This is a genomic window from Coriobacteriaceae bacterium (assembly GCA_025992705.1).
Classification (GTDB): Bacteria; Actinomycetota; Coriobacteriia; order Coriobacteriales; family QAMH01; genus QAMH01.
The window spans coordinates 432,617-446,974 of sequence record DAJPGJ010000001.1 but is presented as its reverse complement, the minus strand read 5'-3'; the positions used below and the strand labels follow the sequence as shown (position 1 = coordinate 446,974).

The following is a 14,358-nucleotide window of genomic DNA, read 5'->3' as shown; positions in this document are numbered from 1 at the left end:
AAGGAGAACATCATGCAAAAGATCAAAAACCGTGCATTAGGCGCCTATATCAAGGCAACGGCAAGAATCAAGACGTTGCCTGAGAAAGGCCAAGGCACAACCGAGTACGCAATTCTTGTCGGCGTGCTTGCCGTCATCGCCATGATTGCAATCGCGGCGTTTCGTGACCGCATTGGCGAGCTCTGGGATGCAATCTCGAGTGGAATCAACGGTCTGTGATGCGCAAACGATTGCATGAGAGCGGGCAGGCATCGGTCGAATACCTCATCGTCGGGCTTACGTTCATTGCGCTCATGGGTGCACTCGCAACCCTCTGGCGCTTCATCGCGACAGGCGGCTTGAGCTCTCTCATTCAGGCAAGCGCTTCGCATGCGCTTGGATGCGTAGAAGGGGTTTTCGATGCGCTCTTGTTCTGAATCGGGACAGTCGACCGTCGAGGCGGCCGTGTTGTTGCCCGTACTCTTCGTGGTGTTCGGCCTGCTGCTGCAGCCAGCCATCTTGCTCTACAACCGCTGCATCATGAACACTGCGGCCGCGGAAGCCTGCCGCCTCGTCGCAACGAGTTCGGGCGATGACGCAAGCACGCGCGCCTATATCGAGCATCGACTTGAGGCGATACCAAAAGTCCCGATCTTCCACGCCGATGAGACCTGGAACATCGCCTGGTCATGCTCGGATGATGGAACGGCGCAGACCAGCATCGAGAACCATGTGCAGCCGCTTCCGCTCTTTGGAATCCTCGCTGGGCTCACAAACGCTGTCGACGAGAACGGTGCCGTCATTCAGCACGTGGAGCTTTCCTGCTCGCCCACCCCCAATTGGGTTAGCGAGCAGGGGTACGACCCTTCGGATTGGATCGGAAAATGGGAATGAGCAAGCATCCGTCCTTCACGCGTAGAGAGGGTGGATTTACCACGCCCGCCGCTGCCATCGCGCTCCTCGTTGTCTGTGCCTTGGTGTTTACCTGCGCGAGAGGCATAAGTGTCGGTGCGCAGTCAGGGCAAATACAATACGTCGCCGATGCGGGGGCTCTTGCGGCAGACAACGTGGTTGCCGAGTTTGTGACCGCCGCCCAGGTTGTCGATGCCACCGCCCTCTCGCTTTCGCTGCTTGGCCTCACGGTCTATGCCGTCTCGGCTGTCGCCGCATTCATCCCCGGTGGCCAGGGCGCTGCAGCTGAAATCGCAAACACGGGCTCGAAGGTGCTTCAAGCCCGAGACAAGTTTGCCGAGACGGCAGCCAAGGGGCTAGACGCGGCGCAAAAGGCACTTCCCGCCGTCTGTGCCGTACGTGCCGCCCAGGTCGTGCAAGCCAACGCAGACGCAAGTGGCATTCCCTACGCAGGCATCGCCATCACGTCTCCCACGCAAGGGATCGATGTCTCAATCCCGGATAACGAGAAGGTCAAGGAGGCTGCAGCCGAGATTGAATCGAAAGAACCCGCGATTCAAGAGGCGAGCTTGCGACAGAAGGAGGCCCAAGAACGTGAAGATGCCGCCAAGGAGCGCGCGTGGCGAGCCGATTGCGGCAATAGCGGCATGAGCATGTACGAGCGTGCTGGAAAGCTCTCGAACATTTCGGAGGCGCGCAACCCCTACATCTCATCACCTGACCGCTGGACTTTTTCGGTGGGACTTGAGCGAGCAAAGGCATACTACGTCGCACGTTATGCTGCCGAACCGGGACAAGCCGCGTCGGGTTCACCCGAGGCAATTGCCGAATCGGTTGCCCGCAAGCAGTTTTACGCCTATGCCCAGTACGAAGTGGGACGAGGATACATCGAGGTCGGAGAAAACGGAGCTGAGATACCGCATCTCGTACAGCTCGCCAGGAACACGGAGCAGATCAGGGGAACCGTTCTCTACACGAGTGCGATCTATCCCGTCTCCGTCAATGGCGACAAGCGCTATTTGCACGGATACGCCAGATGCCCAACCTGCGTCGAGGGAACTCGCTCGGGACAGGCCGCGGTGAGCGCAATCGATACGGGCGCTGTCGAACGCTGCCCGACATGCAAGTTCTCTGCAACCACCTTGGGACGCGTCCCAAGCGCCTCGACTTCCATAAACAACGGGTTTGAATATCACTATCGGGAGTTCGTGGAAGCTTCGCGCGACTACGCCCAGGCGCTTTCCGATGGCGCAGAGGCAAAGCAGGCGCTTGATGAGGCGAAGGAGTCAATTGGCGAGCGGCTTTCGGAAGCGCTCGATTCCCTCGCAGCCAAACGATACGACCCCCAGCCACCCGGACGATACGGCTGCATCTGCGTAGTGCTTGCGCCATCTGTGCAAGCAAGCGCCATCCCCTTCGTTAGCAACGAGTCGGAATTGCCCGCACGCATCGCAATCTCTGGCGCAACACTTGCCCCCGATGCGGCAAGCGACCAAGGCAGTGTCATCTCTGGCGTCGCCGAGGGTCTCATCCCCCAGGAATGTCTCGTCTCCGGGTCGGCCAAGCTAATCTTTGGGGCGTGGTCAAGCATGCTGCTGGCGTATTCGAACACGACGGAGGGAATCAAGGGCGGCTTTCGCAAGGTCCTCGGGGCTATACCCCTCATTGGCACCACGCTTTCGGATAGTGCGGTTTCGGCCTTTGAGAATGCGCTCAGCTCGGCAAGCCTCGAGCCGGCGGACCTCGATACGTACAAACCAGTGCTTGTTAATACGGCCCGCATACTCGAACGAGAATCGAGTAGCGCTGCGCAGGTTCTCGCACGCATGAAGGACATGGCGCAAATATACGGAGCGGTTAGCACGGGCGACATGAACGCCCTCGTCAACGACATCAAGGCCGTCCCCGAAGTCGCGGGACTTCTAGACGAGTACGGGCTCGAGCTTGCAGAGATTCCGCTTGCCGACATAGGCCTCGGCACCAGCGATGGCAAGCTATATCTGCCCGTTCCCAACGATATCGATGCACGAGTCAGGGAGGCAGTTGGCAGCTTCCTTGGAACACTGGGAGGTTGACGACATGCTTCAGACACGCGAAGGCAGAGGTCGCGAACATGGGCAGATGGCGGTCGAGCTTGCCGTTGTCATGCCCGTCATCCTCATCGTGCTGGTCATCGCCGTCGATATGCTTGTCTTCGCAGGCGAGTGCGCACGCTTCGATCACATCGCTCCCCAACGCGTTCTTGCCCAAGCAGCAAGCGCCCCTATGGATGGATACGAGCTCGGTGCGCGTACCGCGGCAATACGCGCTGCCCTCGAAAGCGATTTTGCCAAAGAAGGTTCCTCGATAGAGGTGAGCTACGAAGATGCCGGGGTGGCGTTGGCAAGCATGTCGGTCTATCGCTGCACGTTTCGATTCGCGCCGTGGCCGCTCTCCATCGCAGGCGCTCCGGCGTTGCTCGAACACGAGTGCAACATCGCCGTCGACCCTTACACGCCTGGGGAGCTCCTATGACAAGCCTGGACAACATGCGCGTCGTTATCGCCACCAGCATGATCGCCCGGGCGCGCGGGTTGCTTGGCACGCGTGCGGAATGGGGTGACGGCGGTCGCGTGCTCGTGCTCGTGCTCTGCAAGAGCGTGCACACCATCGGCATGCGCTACGCCCTCGACATCGCCTTCGCTGACCGGAACGGTATCGTGCTGCGCTCCGAGCGCAACGTAAGGCCGGGTCGTCTGCTCTCATGCCGCAGGGCGGCGTTCGTGCTGGAGCGGCCACATCGAGACGAAGCATGGGTGGAGGCAGAACAGAGGCTCCTGGTATCGTTTTCCAAAGGATTCATCAATGCTCAGATTACATGATATAGAAAATTACCTTCAATTATATTATTCTGTTCATACATTGTATGAATGGAGTGTGATTCTAATGACAATGACAACACTGAGCGTGCGCATGGATGAGGATGTTAAGAAAGGACTTGAGATGTTTTGCTCAGATGTCGGCATGAACACATCAACTGCAATCAACTTGTTCGCCAAGGCAGTCCTACGCGAACATCGTCTGCCGTTTGAAATCGTCTCCTATAACATGGATCCTTTTTACAGCAGCGCAAACCAAGAGAGGCTGCTAAAAGCAAAGGAGCGCATGGAAAAGGGCCACGGCAAAGTTCATGAGCTGATGGAGCCAGATGATGAATAAGTCCTGGGACGATGATGCCTGGGAAGACTACCTTTATTGGCAAGAACAAGATAAAAAGACCCTCAAACGCATCAACACGCTCTTACGCGATATTGATCGAAACGGATATGAGGGCATTGGGAAGCCCGAACCCCTGAAAGGCGATTTGTCCGGTTGGTGGAGCAGACGAATCGATAAAGCCAATCGTATCGTGTACCGGATACACAATGGCAAGATCGAGATTATCCAGTGCGGCGGTCACTACAGAGACAGACAGCAGAATTAGCAAGTCAGCTTCCTGCCCCCCTTACCCGACACTACTAGAACAGCATCGTGAACGCGGGGAAGCAGAACGAGATAATCAGCAACACCGAGAGAATGGTAATGCCGATGGTCTTGAGCAGGCGCATGCGCCGGTCGTGTTGCTCGCGACGGTACTGGGCTGCCAGCTCCTGCTCGAGTTTTTGCTGCTTGTTCTTCTGATACGACTTGTTCTTGTTCGACATGACGACCCTATCTGTTGTAGCGGTCCTGTTTGTCTTGCGGCGCGTGCTCGATGAGCGACCTGCGCAGCGCATCGTCGCTGACTTCCTCGCGGATACGCACGCGCAAGGCGCGCGCTCGATCGATAATCGCATCGCGATCGCAACCCGACACATGGACGAAGTTGTCGTAGAGGACACGGCCGGCGACCATGGTCATCTTGACGTTGTCCTGGTTGGCCGTGTAGATGACGGCGCTCTCCGGATCGGTCGTGGGATTCTGATGCGAGTTGTGCAAGTCGATGGCGATGATGTCGGCCTGCTTGCCTGCCTCGAGCGAACCGACCTTGTCGTCGATGCCCAGGGCTTCCGCCGAGCCGATGGTCGCCATGCGCAGGGCGTTCTTGGCAGATGCCTGCACGAAGCGCTCGGAACTCGTCGCGCGGGTGATCATGAGACCGATGCGCATCTCGTCGATCATGTCGGTCGTGTCGACGGCAGCCGGAGAATCCGTACCCAAGCCGATGGTAAGGCCTGCGGCCCAAAACTTCTCGAGCGGCATCGACCCCATGCCAAGCTTGGCATTGATGCGCGGACAATAGCCGATGCGCACCTGCTTGTCGCGAAGGATGCCGATATCGCGATCATCGACATGGACGCAGTGAATCGCAAGGATACCGGGCACGTCGAGGATGCCCCAGTTGCTCACGTAGCTCACCGGCGAGGTACCCGCCGGTAGCCAGGGCGGATACGCGGCAGCGAGCTTGCCCTGCTCATGCTCGCTCACATGGACACCAAACGGCGAGGAGCCGTAACGGATGAAGTCCGCCTCCTCCTGGCTTCCCGCAAGGTGCATGGCAACGGGGATGTTCTTTTCAATCGCGACATCGGCGATAGCCTGGAAGACGCTCGGATGGCAACCATACACGGGGCCGGGGGCAAGACCGAAGTCGAGCAGGTCGCTTCCGCACTCGTCCTTCCAGCGCTCGATCTTCTCGAGACCCTCATGCACGACGCTCTCGACGTGCTCTTTCTGCGTGGTCAGCACCTCGTAGTACACACGGGCGCGCAGGCCCATCTCCTGGGCGGGGATGCGCGTGACACCCGATGCGGAGATGTCCGCTATCGTCGTGATACCGCTGGCGACGGCTTCGAGCGCACCGACACGCGCCGAGTCAATCCAGTCCTCCTCGGTGAAGAAGGGCTCGGTATGCAGCACGTGACGCTTCCAGTCGGCATAGGGCAGATCGCCGAACATGCCGCGCAGCGCCGTGTAGCCAAGGTGCGTATGCAAGTCGACGAAGCCGGGCATGAGGGCGGAGAGCCCGAAATCGCGAACCTCCTCCATGGAGTACTTGTCCTTGAGCTGGGACGCAGGCCCCAGGTCAAGAATCTTGTCATCACGCACGAGAACGGCACCGTCCTCGATGTATGGGGAGGTAATGGGAATGACGTATTTCGCGGTGAGCAGCATCGCGTCTCCTGTTTACTGGTCGCTCGGACTATCTTCGGCGGATTCCTGCGGCTTCTTCTTGCCCCAAGGCATCTTGCTCTTGCGCTCCGCACGTCGCTGCTGGTCACGCTCGATGGATGCGGCGATGGCATCATCGAGTTCGCGGCGCTCGGCCTTGGTGAGGTTGCGGGCCTTTGCCTCCTGCGCCTTCTGAATCTTGCGAATCTTGCGCAGGTCGATGTAGAACGCAATGACGAGTGCGGCGATCGCGAAGATGAAGCCAATGGTGGAAATCCAGCTTGCGGTCTCCTGGAAGTCCTCGCCCAGCACGCCGCTGCTGATGAGCATGTTGGGGAGCCAGGTGAGGATGATGACAACGAAGGCAGCGCCCATGGCAATCCACCAGATGCGACGCCAGAACTTGTACTCGGGCAAGTCGCGCATCATCGAGACCATGGCGCGCTCGCGACGGCGCTGTTGCTCGACTGGGTCATTCGCCTTTGTCTCGACCGGTTGGTTCTTCCTTGCCTTGGCTTCCTGCTTTGCGCGTTTGGCCTTGGCCTCCTTGGACGGGGCGTATACCGACGCACCGGCCTTGGACTTGAGCTTCGCGGAGCTTGCCGATTTCCTCGACTTGCCCTTGGGACCATCGCCCTGATTGCGTGCGTTTTGGAAATTACGCTGCGTCATTCGTCAATCGCCTTTCGAATGCCTGTAGTGTGTAAATGCCTATGATACAACGGGCGGCGCATGCGCGTGGAGCGCATGTTACAGATTCGCGGGAACGAAACGCTCGCCCGTGATGAGCTCGTAGGCCTGGATGTACTTGTTCGAGGTCGCCTCGATGATGTCGGCCGGCAATTGCGGCGGCTCGCCCGTGCGGTCCCAATTGGCATCGAGCCAATCACGCACGAACTGCTTGTCGAAGCTTGCCTGGCTCTTGCCCGGCTCATAGGCATCCTGCGGCCAGAAGCGCGAGGAATCCGGTGTGAGCACCTCATCGGCCAGGGTGAGCGTGCCATCGATCGTGCCGAATTCGAACTTGGTATCGGCGATGATGATGCCATGCTGGGCAGCGTAATCAGCTGCCTTCTTGTAGACGGCAAGCGATGCGTCGCGCAGAGCGCTCGCATCCTTCTCGCCAAGCATCTCGACCGTGCGCTCATAGCTCACGTTCTCGTCATGATCGCCAATCTCGGCCTTAGTTGACGGCGTGTAGATGGGCTCGGGCAGCTTGCTTGCCTCGATGAGGCCCTCGGGTAGCTCGATGCCGCAAACGGTACCCTGCTTGCGGTACTCCTTGAGACCGCTGCCAGCAAGGTAGCCACGCACGATGCACTCGACGGGGAACATCTCGGCCTTGCGCACGAGCATGAAACGGCCGTTCAGCCACTCGGCATATGGCTTGAATTTCTCGGGCAGATCGGCCACGTCCGCGGAAATCAGATGGTTGGGAATGATGTCCGCGAGCAAGTCGAACCAGAAGAGCGAAAGGCGCGTGAGAACCTCGCCTTTGTAGGGAATCTCGTCTTTGAGGATGTAGTCGAACGCCGAGATGCGGTCGGTTGCGACGATGAGGAGCTTGTCGCCCAGGTCGTACAGATCGCGGACCTTGCCCTGCGAATCAGGACGCATTGCCATTTCACTCATGGATATCATCTTCCTTGTTTCTCGTGTGTACTTCTTGTTGCCGGACTTCTTGTTGCCGGGCTTCTTGTTGCCGTACTTCTTGCTGCCTTGTGGCGGGTAACGGCACGCGCAGCCCAAAGAGCTTGAGCTCTTGCGTCGCGCTCAAGCCGGCACCTGCCTCGCGCGCCTTACGACGTGCTTTGACCTGGCGTTCCTCAATCTTGCGGAGCTTCTCCTGCTCCTTGCGCGCGGCACGCTCCTGACGCCTGCGCGAAGTGTTCCTGCGCGTCGACGGCATGGGTTTGGCATGGTCTTCGGGCGCCAGCGGAATGCGCATCACGAAGGTACTGCCCTCGCCGAGCGTGGAGGAAACGGAGACGTCGCCGAAGTGCTGGTCGACGACTTCCTTGACAAGCGCGAGGCCAATACCCAAGCCGCCATCGACGCTTTGACGTGCGACGTCGGCACGCCAGAAGCGCGAGAAGACCTTCTTCATGTCCTCTTGGGAAATGCCAACGCCCGTATCACGCACGGAAATCTTGGCGTACCCGTTATCACGCGTAAGCTCGAGACTGACCATGCCGTTCTCGGGCGTGTAGCGCACGGCATTGGAAAGCAGATTGGCGACGGCTTGTGAGATGAGGTCCTGATCGCCGATAATCATGACGTTGGGATCGACATCGGTGAAGAACATGATGCCGGAGCTTTCGAGAAGCGCTTCATGCGTCGTCGAAAGGCCATTCACCACGCTGCTGAGATTGACGAGATTGCGCTTGACCTCAGCCGTGCCGTTCTCGAGACGGTTGAGGTGCAGAAGCGCCTCGACCAGACGACCCAGACGACGCGTCTCGAACGAGATGGTGTTGAGATGCTCCTCATCTGCTTCGAAGACGCCATCCTGGATGGCTTCGACCGTGGCCTGGATGGCCATGAGCGGCGTACGCAGCTCATGGGCTACGTCGCCGATGAGCTGACGCTCGAGGTCGCGGTCGCGCTCGATGGCGTCTGCCATCTCGTCGAAGCGCTGGCCGAGCTGACCGAGCTGATCATCGCCGCCAAGCCCCGTACGGGCGGAGAGGTTGCCTTCCTTGATTGCCGAGGCGGTATCTGCGATGCGGCCGACGGGACGCGCGATGCCGATGGCGAAGTAGAGGCCGAGAATGATGGAGAGCACGAGGGCGATGGCCCCGGAGATGAGCACGGCGGCGAAGATTTCCTCGTCACTTGGCGCGCCGGCGTAACCGACGTTCCAGACGATCGCGATGGCGGCAGCCGTGATGAGCACCGTCATGGCCGCCGTGAGCAAAAACGCCCCCATGACGTAGATTGCAAACGAGAGAGGCTTCCTCTCGCGGGTCTTGCGCTTGTTCTTCATGGACGTCTAGGCCTCTTGACCAGCCGATTCGCCGTCTCGGGGCACCTCGAAGCGATAGCCGACGCCGTGCACGGTGTAAATCCAACGCGGATTGCGCGGATCATCGCCGATCTTGGCGCGGAGGTTCTTCACGTGGCTGTCGATGGTGCGCTCGTAGCCCTCGAAATCGTAGCCGAGCACCTTCTCGACGAGCTCCATGCGCGAGTAGACGCGGCCCGGATAACGTGACAGCGTCGTGAGCAGCTTGAACTCACTGGCGGTGAGGTCGATCTCCTCGTCGTTGACAAGAACCTTGTGACCGTTGAGATCGATGGTCAGGCCACCGAAGTCGAGCACCTCGCGCTGCGGCTCGGAGTCGATGTGGGCGCGGCGCAGCAGGGCGCGGACGCGCGCAACGAGCTCGCGCGGCGAGAAGGGCTTGATGAGGTAGTCGTCTGCGCCAAGCTCGAGACCGACGATGCGGTCCTCGACCTCGCCCTTGGCGGTGAGCATGATGATGGGGACGTCAGATGTGTCGCGGATGATGCGGCAGACCTTCTCGCCCGGAAGCTTGGGAAGCATGAGGTCCAGGATGACGAGGTCGAACTGATGCAGGGAGAACGCATCGACGGCCTCCTGGCCATCTGCAGCCGGCGTCACCCAGTAACCGGCACGTTCAAGATAGGCAGCAACGGCGTCGCGAATGGCTTTCTCGTCCTCGACGAGCAAGATGCGACGGGCTTCAGAACCGGTGTCCACGATGAGGCTCCTTTCGGTTTTCTTCCATCTACGCAGTGTACCATTGCGCACCGCCTGCGTCAGCGCTGGTGACAATAAGGGGACAGACCCTTCATTTCCGCGCGAGGGCTGTTAGCGACAAGGGGACAGACCCCTCATCGCATCAGTCGAGATGACAGATAAGGGTCTGTCCCCATATTGCCGCGCACGACATGCAAGGGTCTGTCCCCTTGTTGCCACCAGGCCTATCGTTCGGTGGGTTCCGTGGGGGTCGTGCTTGGCTGTGTCGTGGGATCAGTTGGATCCAGAGCAGGCGGAACAGGCTTTTGACCAGCAGGGATGGGCGTAATCGAGCGCAAGACGACCTGCGTCGCCCTTTCGGTGCCCTCGTACTTGTTGACGGTCGCGTAATTGTAGACGCGAGAAACCTCGCCCGTGCATACCGAATAGTCGCCGTAATCCGTACAGCCATCAGGCGCGTTGACGACGAAGTACTTCTGCTCTTGCGTATCGATGAACACCGTGCGCGAACTCGACTTCGCGAACAGCCAGCCATTGCAGATGCCCGGCGGCGTGAGTGACTGTCGCGCCAGGCGCAGCCACGTATTCCCCGCTATCGGGTAATACGTACCGACGTTTGCGATACCTCCGCCGTAATCGTAGGACGCGGGAATCGTGAACGCGAAGGCGTTGTTCATGTAGATGGCGTTTGACGGGCGGAACGAGTGCGGCATCACCTGAGACGCAACCACCGACCCCGAGCCTGCGGCAATCGCCGTGAGCTCGTAGTACACGCCGCTCGACGCCTTGGCCCTCGGCATGGCCGTAAGCACTTGCCCGCTTACGGAGAGTCCGCCGTTGAATCGGCCTTCCGAAGTAATCATGTCCGACGAACGCGAGCCGCCCGTGGCAACGCGCAGGTACGAGTTCTCCGTCGTGCGCGGACCGCCCTCGGCAGGCTGCACGATCCAGTACGCCGCTGTGCCGATGACGGCTATCTCAGGCGTGTCGAATTCGACATTGCCCTCGTCGAGCTTGACGGGCTGACCAGTTAACCTGCCATCGGAGATCGTGGCACAGTACACCATCCAATCCGAGGTGAGGTAGTTGCTTTCGACCCAGACGAGCAGCTCTTTGGATGCGCGCACGGCAAAGATGCTGTAGCCCATGTCATGATTGACGGCGCGATCAAGCGCCGGCGTCATGGCACCGGTACCCAGGTTGACGAGCGAGCAGGTCGACAGAGGCGAGGCCGTCTCGCCCGTAAGCAGCGCCGCCGCCGTCACGTCCTCGGATGCATAGAGCATCGTCCCCTTGGGGTACTGCGCAAGATCCTTGATCTCGAAGTATCCCGTCGTGTCCTCGATTTCGGCAAAGGCATCGAGCGTGACGACGTCGTTGGTCGACACGTCGAGCGTGCTTGGCGTGCCGCTATCCGAGTTGCCCCCGCAACCCGTGAGCAACGCGGGCGCGCCGAGTACCGTCGCGCAGGCAAGCGCGCCGCCACCCAGACGCAAGAAAGCACGTCGTGACAGCTGCGGATTCTTGTTTGCGAACGCGTCCCCGTCGTGGCTCATCTACGCCTGCCGTTGCTCGATGGCCCAGGTGAGGGCACGGGAGAGTTGATCGGGACAGGACGTTGCCTTGCCGCCGCACTGCGTCCCCGCGCAACGCTCGATGACCCAATCCGCCGGCATGCCCTCGATGAGGGAAGCGATGCCCTTGGCGTTGCCGTTGCACCCGCCGATAAACTCGACGTTTTTCACGCGCGCCTCATCGTCGAGATCGAACTTGATGGCACGCGAACACGTGCCATGCGTGCGATACAGAAACTCCGGCTCCTGCGCTTGATTTTCCATGAGTGCTCCTAAAACTCCAGGCTCTTGAGCTTGTCGAAGATGACGGCCTTGTGACCCAGGAAGCTTTCCGGGTCGAAGATGGCGTCGAGCTGCGCTTCCGTGAGCGGACAATCCGGATCAGCCTCGAGGTTCTCGCGGAAGGTGGGCCCGTCGATGGCCTGCTGGATGTCGTCCCACACCTTCATGGCGTTGCGCTGCACGATGACGTACGCGTCCTCGCGGATCATGCCCGTATCGACGAGCGCGAGGATGACCTTCGAGCTGAAGATGAGACCGCGCGTGCGCCACAGGTTGTGCAGGCTCTTATTCACGTAGACGTTGAGGTCGTCGAGCATCCACTGCATCTTCGAGAACATGTAGTCGAGTGCGGTGAAGCTATCTGCCAGGACGACGCGCTCGGCACCGGAGTGCGAGATGTCGCGCTCGTACCAAAGCGCCACATCGTCAAATGCGACTTGCGCATTCGCCTTGACCACACGAGCCAGACCGCAAACGCGCTCGGCCGTGATGGGATTGCGCTTGTGGGGCATCGCGCTCGAACCCTTCTGTCCCTTGGTGAAGGGCTCCTCGGCCTCGATGACGTCGGACTGCTGGAGCAGGCGAATCTGCATGGCGATGGACTCGAGCGTGGAGGCCGTAACGGCAAGCGCAGACATAACCTGCGCATGACGGTCACGTGCGATGACCTGCGTAGAAAGCGGGTCGGGCGTGAGGCCAAGCTTCTCGCAAACGAACTGCTCGACGAAGGGGTCGATATTGGAGTAGGTGCCAACCGCACCGCTGATGGCTCCGGTGGCGGCAACCTCGCGCGCCTGCTGCAGGCGCGTCTCGGCGCGCTTGAGCGCCCAGGCCCAGCTGCCGAACTTCATGCCGAAGGTCATGGGCTCGGCATGGATGCCGTGGGTACGGCCCACGCAGATGGCATCCTCGAACTCGAACGCGCGGCGCTTGCAGGTCTCGCCCAGGCGCTTCACGTCGGCGATGATGATGTCGAGGGCCTGCGTGACCTGGTAGCTCAGGGCGGTGTCGCCAAGGTCGGAGCTCGTCATGCCGTAGTGCACCCAGCGACTTGGTTTGGGCTCGCCCTCGGGCACGTCGGCATCGATGTAGTTCGCCATGACGGTCGTGAAGGCGATGACATCGTGGTTGGTGACCTTCTCGATCTCGTCGATCTCGGGCACGGTGAAATCGGCATGCGCGCGAATCCACGCGGCCTCCTCGGCGGTGATGCCGCACTGCCCCAGCTCGGCCTGCGCTTCACAAGCGAGGACCTCGATCTCCTTCCAAACGTCGAACTTGTTCTCGAGAGACCAGATGTGGCCCATCTCGGGCAGCGTGTAGCGCTCGATCATTCCATGATTCCTTTCGCGCGGTGTATTGATGCGCCCTATTGTAGCGGCTTTGGGGGAATGGAGGGAAATTGGGGACAGACAGGGGTCTGTCCCCTTGTTACCAGATTTCTCGACTCGCTTCGCTCGCTCGAAATGACAATTGCGGGGTCTGTCCCCTTGTTGCCACGAGGGTCTGTCCCCTTGTTGCCAGCTGCTACTTTTTCTTGCGGGGGCCGCAGCAGCAACCAGCGCCGGCGTTCTCGACGGGATCGGGCATGATGTAGTCGGCAGGGTCACCCACCTTCCACCATTGCTTGCCGTCGATGGGGAAACGCGGATCGGGGTTTTCGGGACGGCAGACGAAACCGGCTTCCTCGATAAGCGCCTTGGCCTCCTCCACGGTAAAGCCCCGCCAGACGTCCTCGTTGAAGGTGGTGTCTCGAGGATTGGCCCCTCGCTCGACGGTGAAGTTGCTGCCTCCGGCGTAGAGAGCCGCCGGAATGGCCGGGTGCATGCCGCAACTGCGCACCTTGGTGCCCACCACTAGACGCAGCGTCGCCAGCAAGTGCAACATGCGCTCCTCGCTGATTTCATCCATGCCCTCGAAGGGCGTACCGGGCACGTTGACGCGAGCCATGACGCTCATCGCATAGGGGCGATGAGCCAGATTCTCCAGAATGCGATCCGCAATCTCCTCGTTGGTGTGCTCGACACCCAGGGGCTCGACGCAGGTGAGCCATCGGAGCGGCGAATTGCTGATGGCGTCGACGGTCTTCCAGCGCAGGTCGACGTCAAAGGGGGTGTCGATGCCTTCGCGCATGCGGATCACGTGATAGGCGCTCGTGGCACCGGCCTGGTAGGCCGCCTCGGCCATGGCCGGGCTCATCTCGCCCACGTTAAGGTTGATGAGATAGCTGCCCGGCACCGCCTCGCGAATGTCGGCGAGCCACTCGGACAGCACGTTCATGTCGTAGAACTCGGTCGAACGCAGGGTGATGGTGGTGACACCAGCCTCAACATAGGCGCGCACGAGCTCAATGATCTCCTCCTTGGAGTAGATCACGTCCTCCTCGACAAGCCCCCACTCGGTCCCGAACGCGCAGAACTTGCAGTTCATGTCGCAGCTGCACAGGTCCACGCCGATGGCACCCGAGATAGAGGCGCTGTTGCCCGTGGCGATGTGCGCCAGCTCGGCGGCCTTCTCCTTCAGATAGGAAACCTCTTCGGAACTCGGGTCGAGCTCCAGCAATCTGATGATCACCTCACGCGGCTGGGACGCGCCACGCACGCCCTCGTCATACACCTTGTCGATGAGTTCCTTGACCTCGTTGTTCATTTCAATCCTTTCGCTTTTTGATTTGCAACCTGTATCGGCATTCGCCGTAAAGGGTCTGTCCCCTTATTTCCAAGATTTCTCGACTCGCTCCGCTCGCTCGAAATGACA

The 14,358-nt window shown here is 60.0% G+C and carries 18 protein-coding genes; 8 read left to right on the top strand and 10 right to left on the bottom strand.

What is annotated here, in order from left to right; translation table 11 throughout:
• Positions 1-12: 12 nt before the first annotated feature.
• The 8 genes from OIM11_01865 to OIM11_01830 all read left to right on the top strand — a co-directional run bounded on the left by OIM11_01865 (position 13) and on the right by OIM11_01830 (position 4,354).
• Complete coding sequence (locus OIM11_01865; protein ID HJI99895.1) at positions 13-219, top strand: class III signal peptide-containing protein; 207 nt, start codon at positions 13-15, stop codon at positions 217-219.
• Entirely contained in the window at positions 219-416 is a 198-nt protein-coding gene (locus OIM11_01860) for a hypothetical protein (GenBank protein ID HJI99894.1), read from the top strand. The genes OIM11_01865 and OIM11_01860 overlap by 1 nt, the downstream gene beginning before the upstream one ends.
• Positions 400-873, top strand: a complete 474-nt coding sequence (locus tag OIM11_01855; GenBank protein ID HJI99893.1) for a pilus assembly protein — start codon at positions 400-402, stop codon at positions 871-873. Before OIM11_01860 ends, OIM11_01855 begins: the two co-directional genes overlap by 17 nt.
• Positions 870-2,966: a hypothetical protein gene (locus OIM11_01850; protein ID HJI99892.1), complete on the top strand. Its 2,097-nt coding sequence runs from the start codon at positions 870-872 to the stop codon at positions 2,964-2,966. The genes OIM11_01855 and OIM11_01850 overlap by 4 nt, the downstream gene beginning before the upstream one ends.
• Before the next feature lie 4 nt (positions 2,967-2,970).
• Positions 2,971-3,405, top strand: a complete 435-nt coding sequence (locus OIM11_01845) for a hypothetical protein (protein ID HJI99891.1) — start codon at positions 2,971-2,973, stop codon at positions 3,403-3,405.
• Complete coding sequence (locus tag OIM11_01840; GenBank protein HJI99890.1) at positions 3,402-3,752, top strand: DUF192 domain-containing protein; 351 nt, start codon at positions 3,402-3,404, stop codon at positions 3,750-3,752. The genes OIM11_01845 and OIM11_01840 overlap by 4 nt, the downstream gene beginning before the upstream one ends.
• A 70-nt stretch (positions 3,753-3,822) precedes the next feature.
• On the top strand, positions 3,823-4,089 hold the full coding sequence (locus OIM11_01835; protein HJI99889.1) for a type II toxin-antitoxin system RelB/DinJ family antitoxin: 267 nt from the start codon (positions 3,823-3,825) through the stop codon (positions 4,087-4,089).
• Entirely contained in the window at positions 4,082-4,354 is a 273-nt protein-coding gene (locus tag OIM11_01830; protein HJI99888.1) for a Txe/YoeB family addiction module toxin, read from the top strand. Before OIM11_01835 ends, OIM11_01830 begins: the two co-directional genes overlap by 8 nt.
• 34 nt (positions 4,355-4,388) lie before the next feature.
• Here OIM11_01830 and OIM11_01825 read toward each other — a convergent pair whose 3' ends face one another.
• From OIM11_01825 to OIM11_01780, 10 genes are all read right to left on the bottom strand, one after another.
• Positions 4,389-4,574: a hypothetical protein gene (locus OIM11_01825; protein ID HJI99887.1), complete on the bottom strand. Its 186-nt coding sequence runs from the start codon at positions 4,572-4,574 to the stop codon at positions 4,389-4,391.
• 7 nt (positions 4,575-4,581) lie between these two features.
• Entirely contained in the window at positions 4,582-6,024 is a 1,443-nt protein-coding gene (locus tag OIM11_01820) for an amidohydrolase family protein (protein HJI99886.1), read from the bottom strand.
• A gap of 12 nt (positions 6,025-6,036) precedes the next feature.
• Positions 6,037-6,693, bottom strand: a complete 657-nt coding sequence (locus OIM11_01815) for a hypothetical protein (protein ID HJI99885.1) — start codon at positions 6,691-6,693, stop codon at positions 6,037-6,039.
• Between the two features lie 78 nt (positions 6,694-6,771).
• Positions 6,772-7,653, bottom strand: a complete 882-nt coding sequence (locus OIM11_01810) for a phosphoribosylaminoimidazolesuccinocarboxamide synthase (GenBank protein ID HJI99884.1) — start codon at positions 7,651-7,653, stop codon at positions 6,772-6,774.
• Positions 7,646-9,007 carry an ATP-binding protein gene (locus OIM11_01805; protein HJI99883.1) on the bottom strand — a complete coding sequence of 454 codons (1,362 nt, stop codon included), beginning with the start codon at positions 9,005-9,007 and terminating at the stop codon, positions 7,646-7,648. The genes OIM11_01810 and OIM11_01805 overlap by 8 nt, the downstream gene beginning before the upstream one ends.
• A gap of 6 nt (positions 9,008-9,013) precedes the next feature.
• Positions 9,014-9,745 (bottom strand): response regulator transcription factor, encoded by a 732-nt coding sequence (locus OIM11_01800; protein ID HJI99882.1) that lies wholly within the window; start codon positions 9,743-9,745, stop codon positions 9,014-9,016.
• A gap of 224 nt (positions 9,746-9,969) precedes the next feature.
• Positions 9,970-11,301 carry a hypothetical protein gene (locus OIM11_01795; protein ID HJI99881.1) on the bottom strand — a complete coding sequence of 444 codons (1,332 nt, stop codon included), beginning with the start codon at positions 11,299-11,301 and terminating at the stop codon, positions 9,970-9,972.
• Positions 11,302-11,583: a TIGR03905 family TSCPD domain-containing protein gene (locus tag OIM11_01790; GenBank protein ID HJI99880.1), complete on the bottom strand. Its 282-nt coding sequence runs from the start codon at positions 11,581-11,583 to the stop codon at positions 11,302-11,304.
• Positions 11,584-11,591: 8 nt separating this feature from the next.
• Positions 11,592-12,935 carry an adenylosuccinate lyase gene (purB, locus tag OIM11_01785; protein HJI99879.1) on the bottom strand — a complete coding sequence of 448 codons (1,344 nt, stop codon included), beginning with the start codon at positions 12,933-12,935 and terminating at the stop codon, positions 11,592-11,594.
• Positions 12,936-13,128: 193 nt separating this feature from the next.
• Positions 13,129-14,250: a hypothetical protein gene (locus OIM11_01780; protein HJI99878.1), complete on the bottom strand. Its 1,122-nt coding sequence runs from the start codon at positions 14,248-14,250 to the stop codon at positions 13,129-13,131.
• Positions 14,251-14,358: the final 108 nt, after the last annotated feature.

Coding starts and splice junctions, on each gene's coding strand:
- OIM11_01865 (HJI99895.1), top strand. CDS start 13: ATGCAAAAGATCAAAAACCGTGCATTAGGCGCCTATATCAAGGCAACG.
- OIM11_01860 (HJI99894.1), top strand. CDS start 219: ATGCGCAAACGATTGCATGAGAGCGGGCAGGCATCGGTCGAATACCTC.
- OIM11_01855 (HJI99893.1), top strand. CDS start 400: ATGCGCTCTTGTTCTGAATCGGGACAGTCGACCGTCGAGGCGGCCGTG.
- OIM11_01850 (HJI99892.1), top strand. CDS start 870: ATGAGCAAGCATCCGTCCTTCACGCGTAGAGAGGGTGGATTTACCACG.
- OIM11_01845 (HJI99891.1), top strand. CDS start 2,971: ATGCTTCAGACACGCGAAGGCAGAGGTCGCGAACATGGGCAGATGGCG.
- OIM11_01840 (HJI99890.1), top strand. CDS start 3,402: ATGACAAGCCTGGACAACATGCGCGTCGTTATCGCCACCAGCATGATC.
- OIM11_01835 (HJI99889.1), top strand. CDS start 3,823: ATGACAACACTGAGCGTGCGCATGGATGAGGATGTTAAGAAAGGACTT.
- OIM11_01830 (HJI99888.1), top strand. CDS start 4,082: ATGAATAAGTCCTGGGACGATGATGCCTGGGAAGACTACCTTTATTGG.
- OIM11_01825 (HJI99887.1), bottom strand. CDS start 4,574: ATGTCGAACAAGAACAAGTCGTATCAGAAGAACAAGCAGCAAAAACTC.
- OIM11_01820 (HJI99886.1), bottom strand. CDS start 6,024: ATGCTGCTCACCGCGAAATACGTCATTCCCATTACCTCCCCATACATC.
- OIM11_01815 (HJI99885.1), bottom strand. CDS start 6,693: ATGACGCAGCGTAATTTCCAAAACGCACGCAATCAGGGCGATGGTCCC.
- OIM11_01810 (HJI99884.1), bottom strand. CDS start 7,653: ATGAGTGAAATGGCAATGCGTCCTGATTCGCAGGGCAAGGTCCGCGAT.
- OIM11_01805 (HJI99883.1), bottom strand. CDS start 9,007: ATGAAGAACAAGCGCAAGACCCGCGAGAGGAAGCCTCTCTCGTTTGCA.
- OIM11_01795 (HJI99881.1), bottom strand. CDS start 11,301: ATGAGCCACGACGGGGACGCGTTCGCAAACAAGAATCCGCAGCTGTCA.
- OIM11_01790 (HJI99880.1), bottom strand. CDS start 11,583: ATGGAAAATCAAGCGCAGGAGCCGGAGTTTCTGTATCGCACGCATGGC.
- purB (HJI99879.1), bottom strand. CDS start 12,935: ATGATCGAGCGCTACACGCTGCCCGAGATGGGCCACATCTGGTCTCTC.
- OIM11_01780 (HJI99878.1), bottom strand. CDS start 14,250: ATGAACAACGAGGTCAAGGAACTCATCGACAAGGTGTATGACGAGGGC.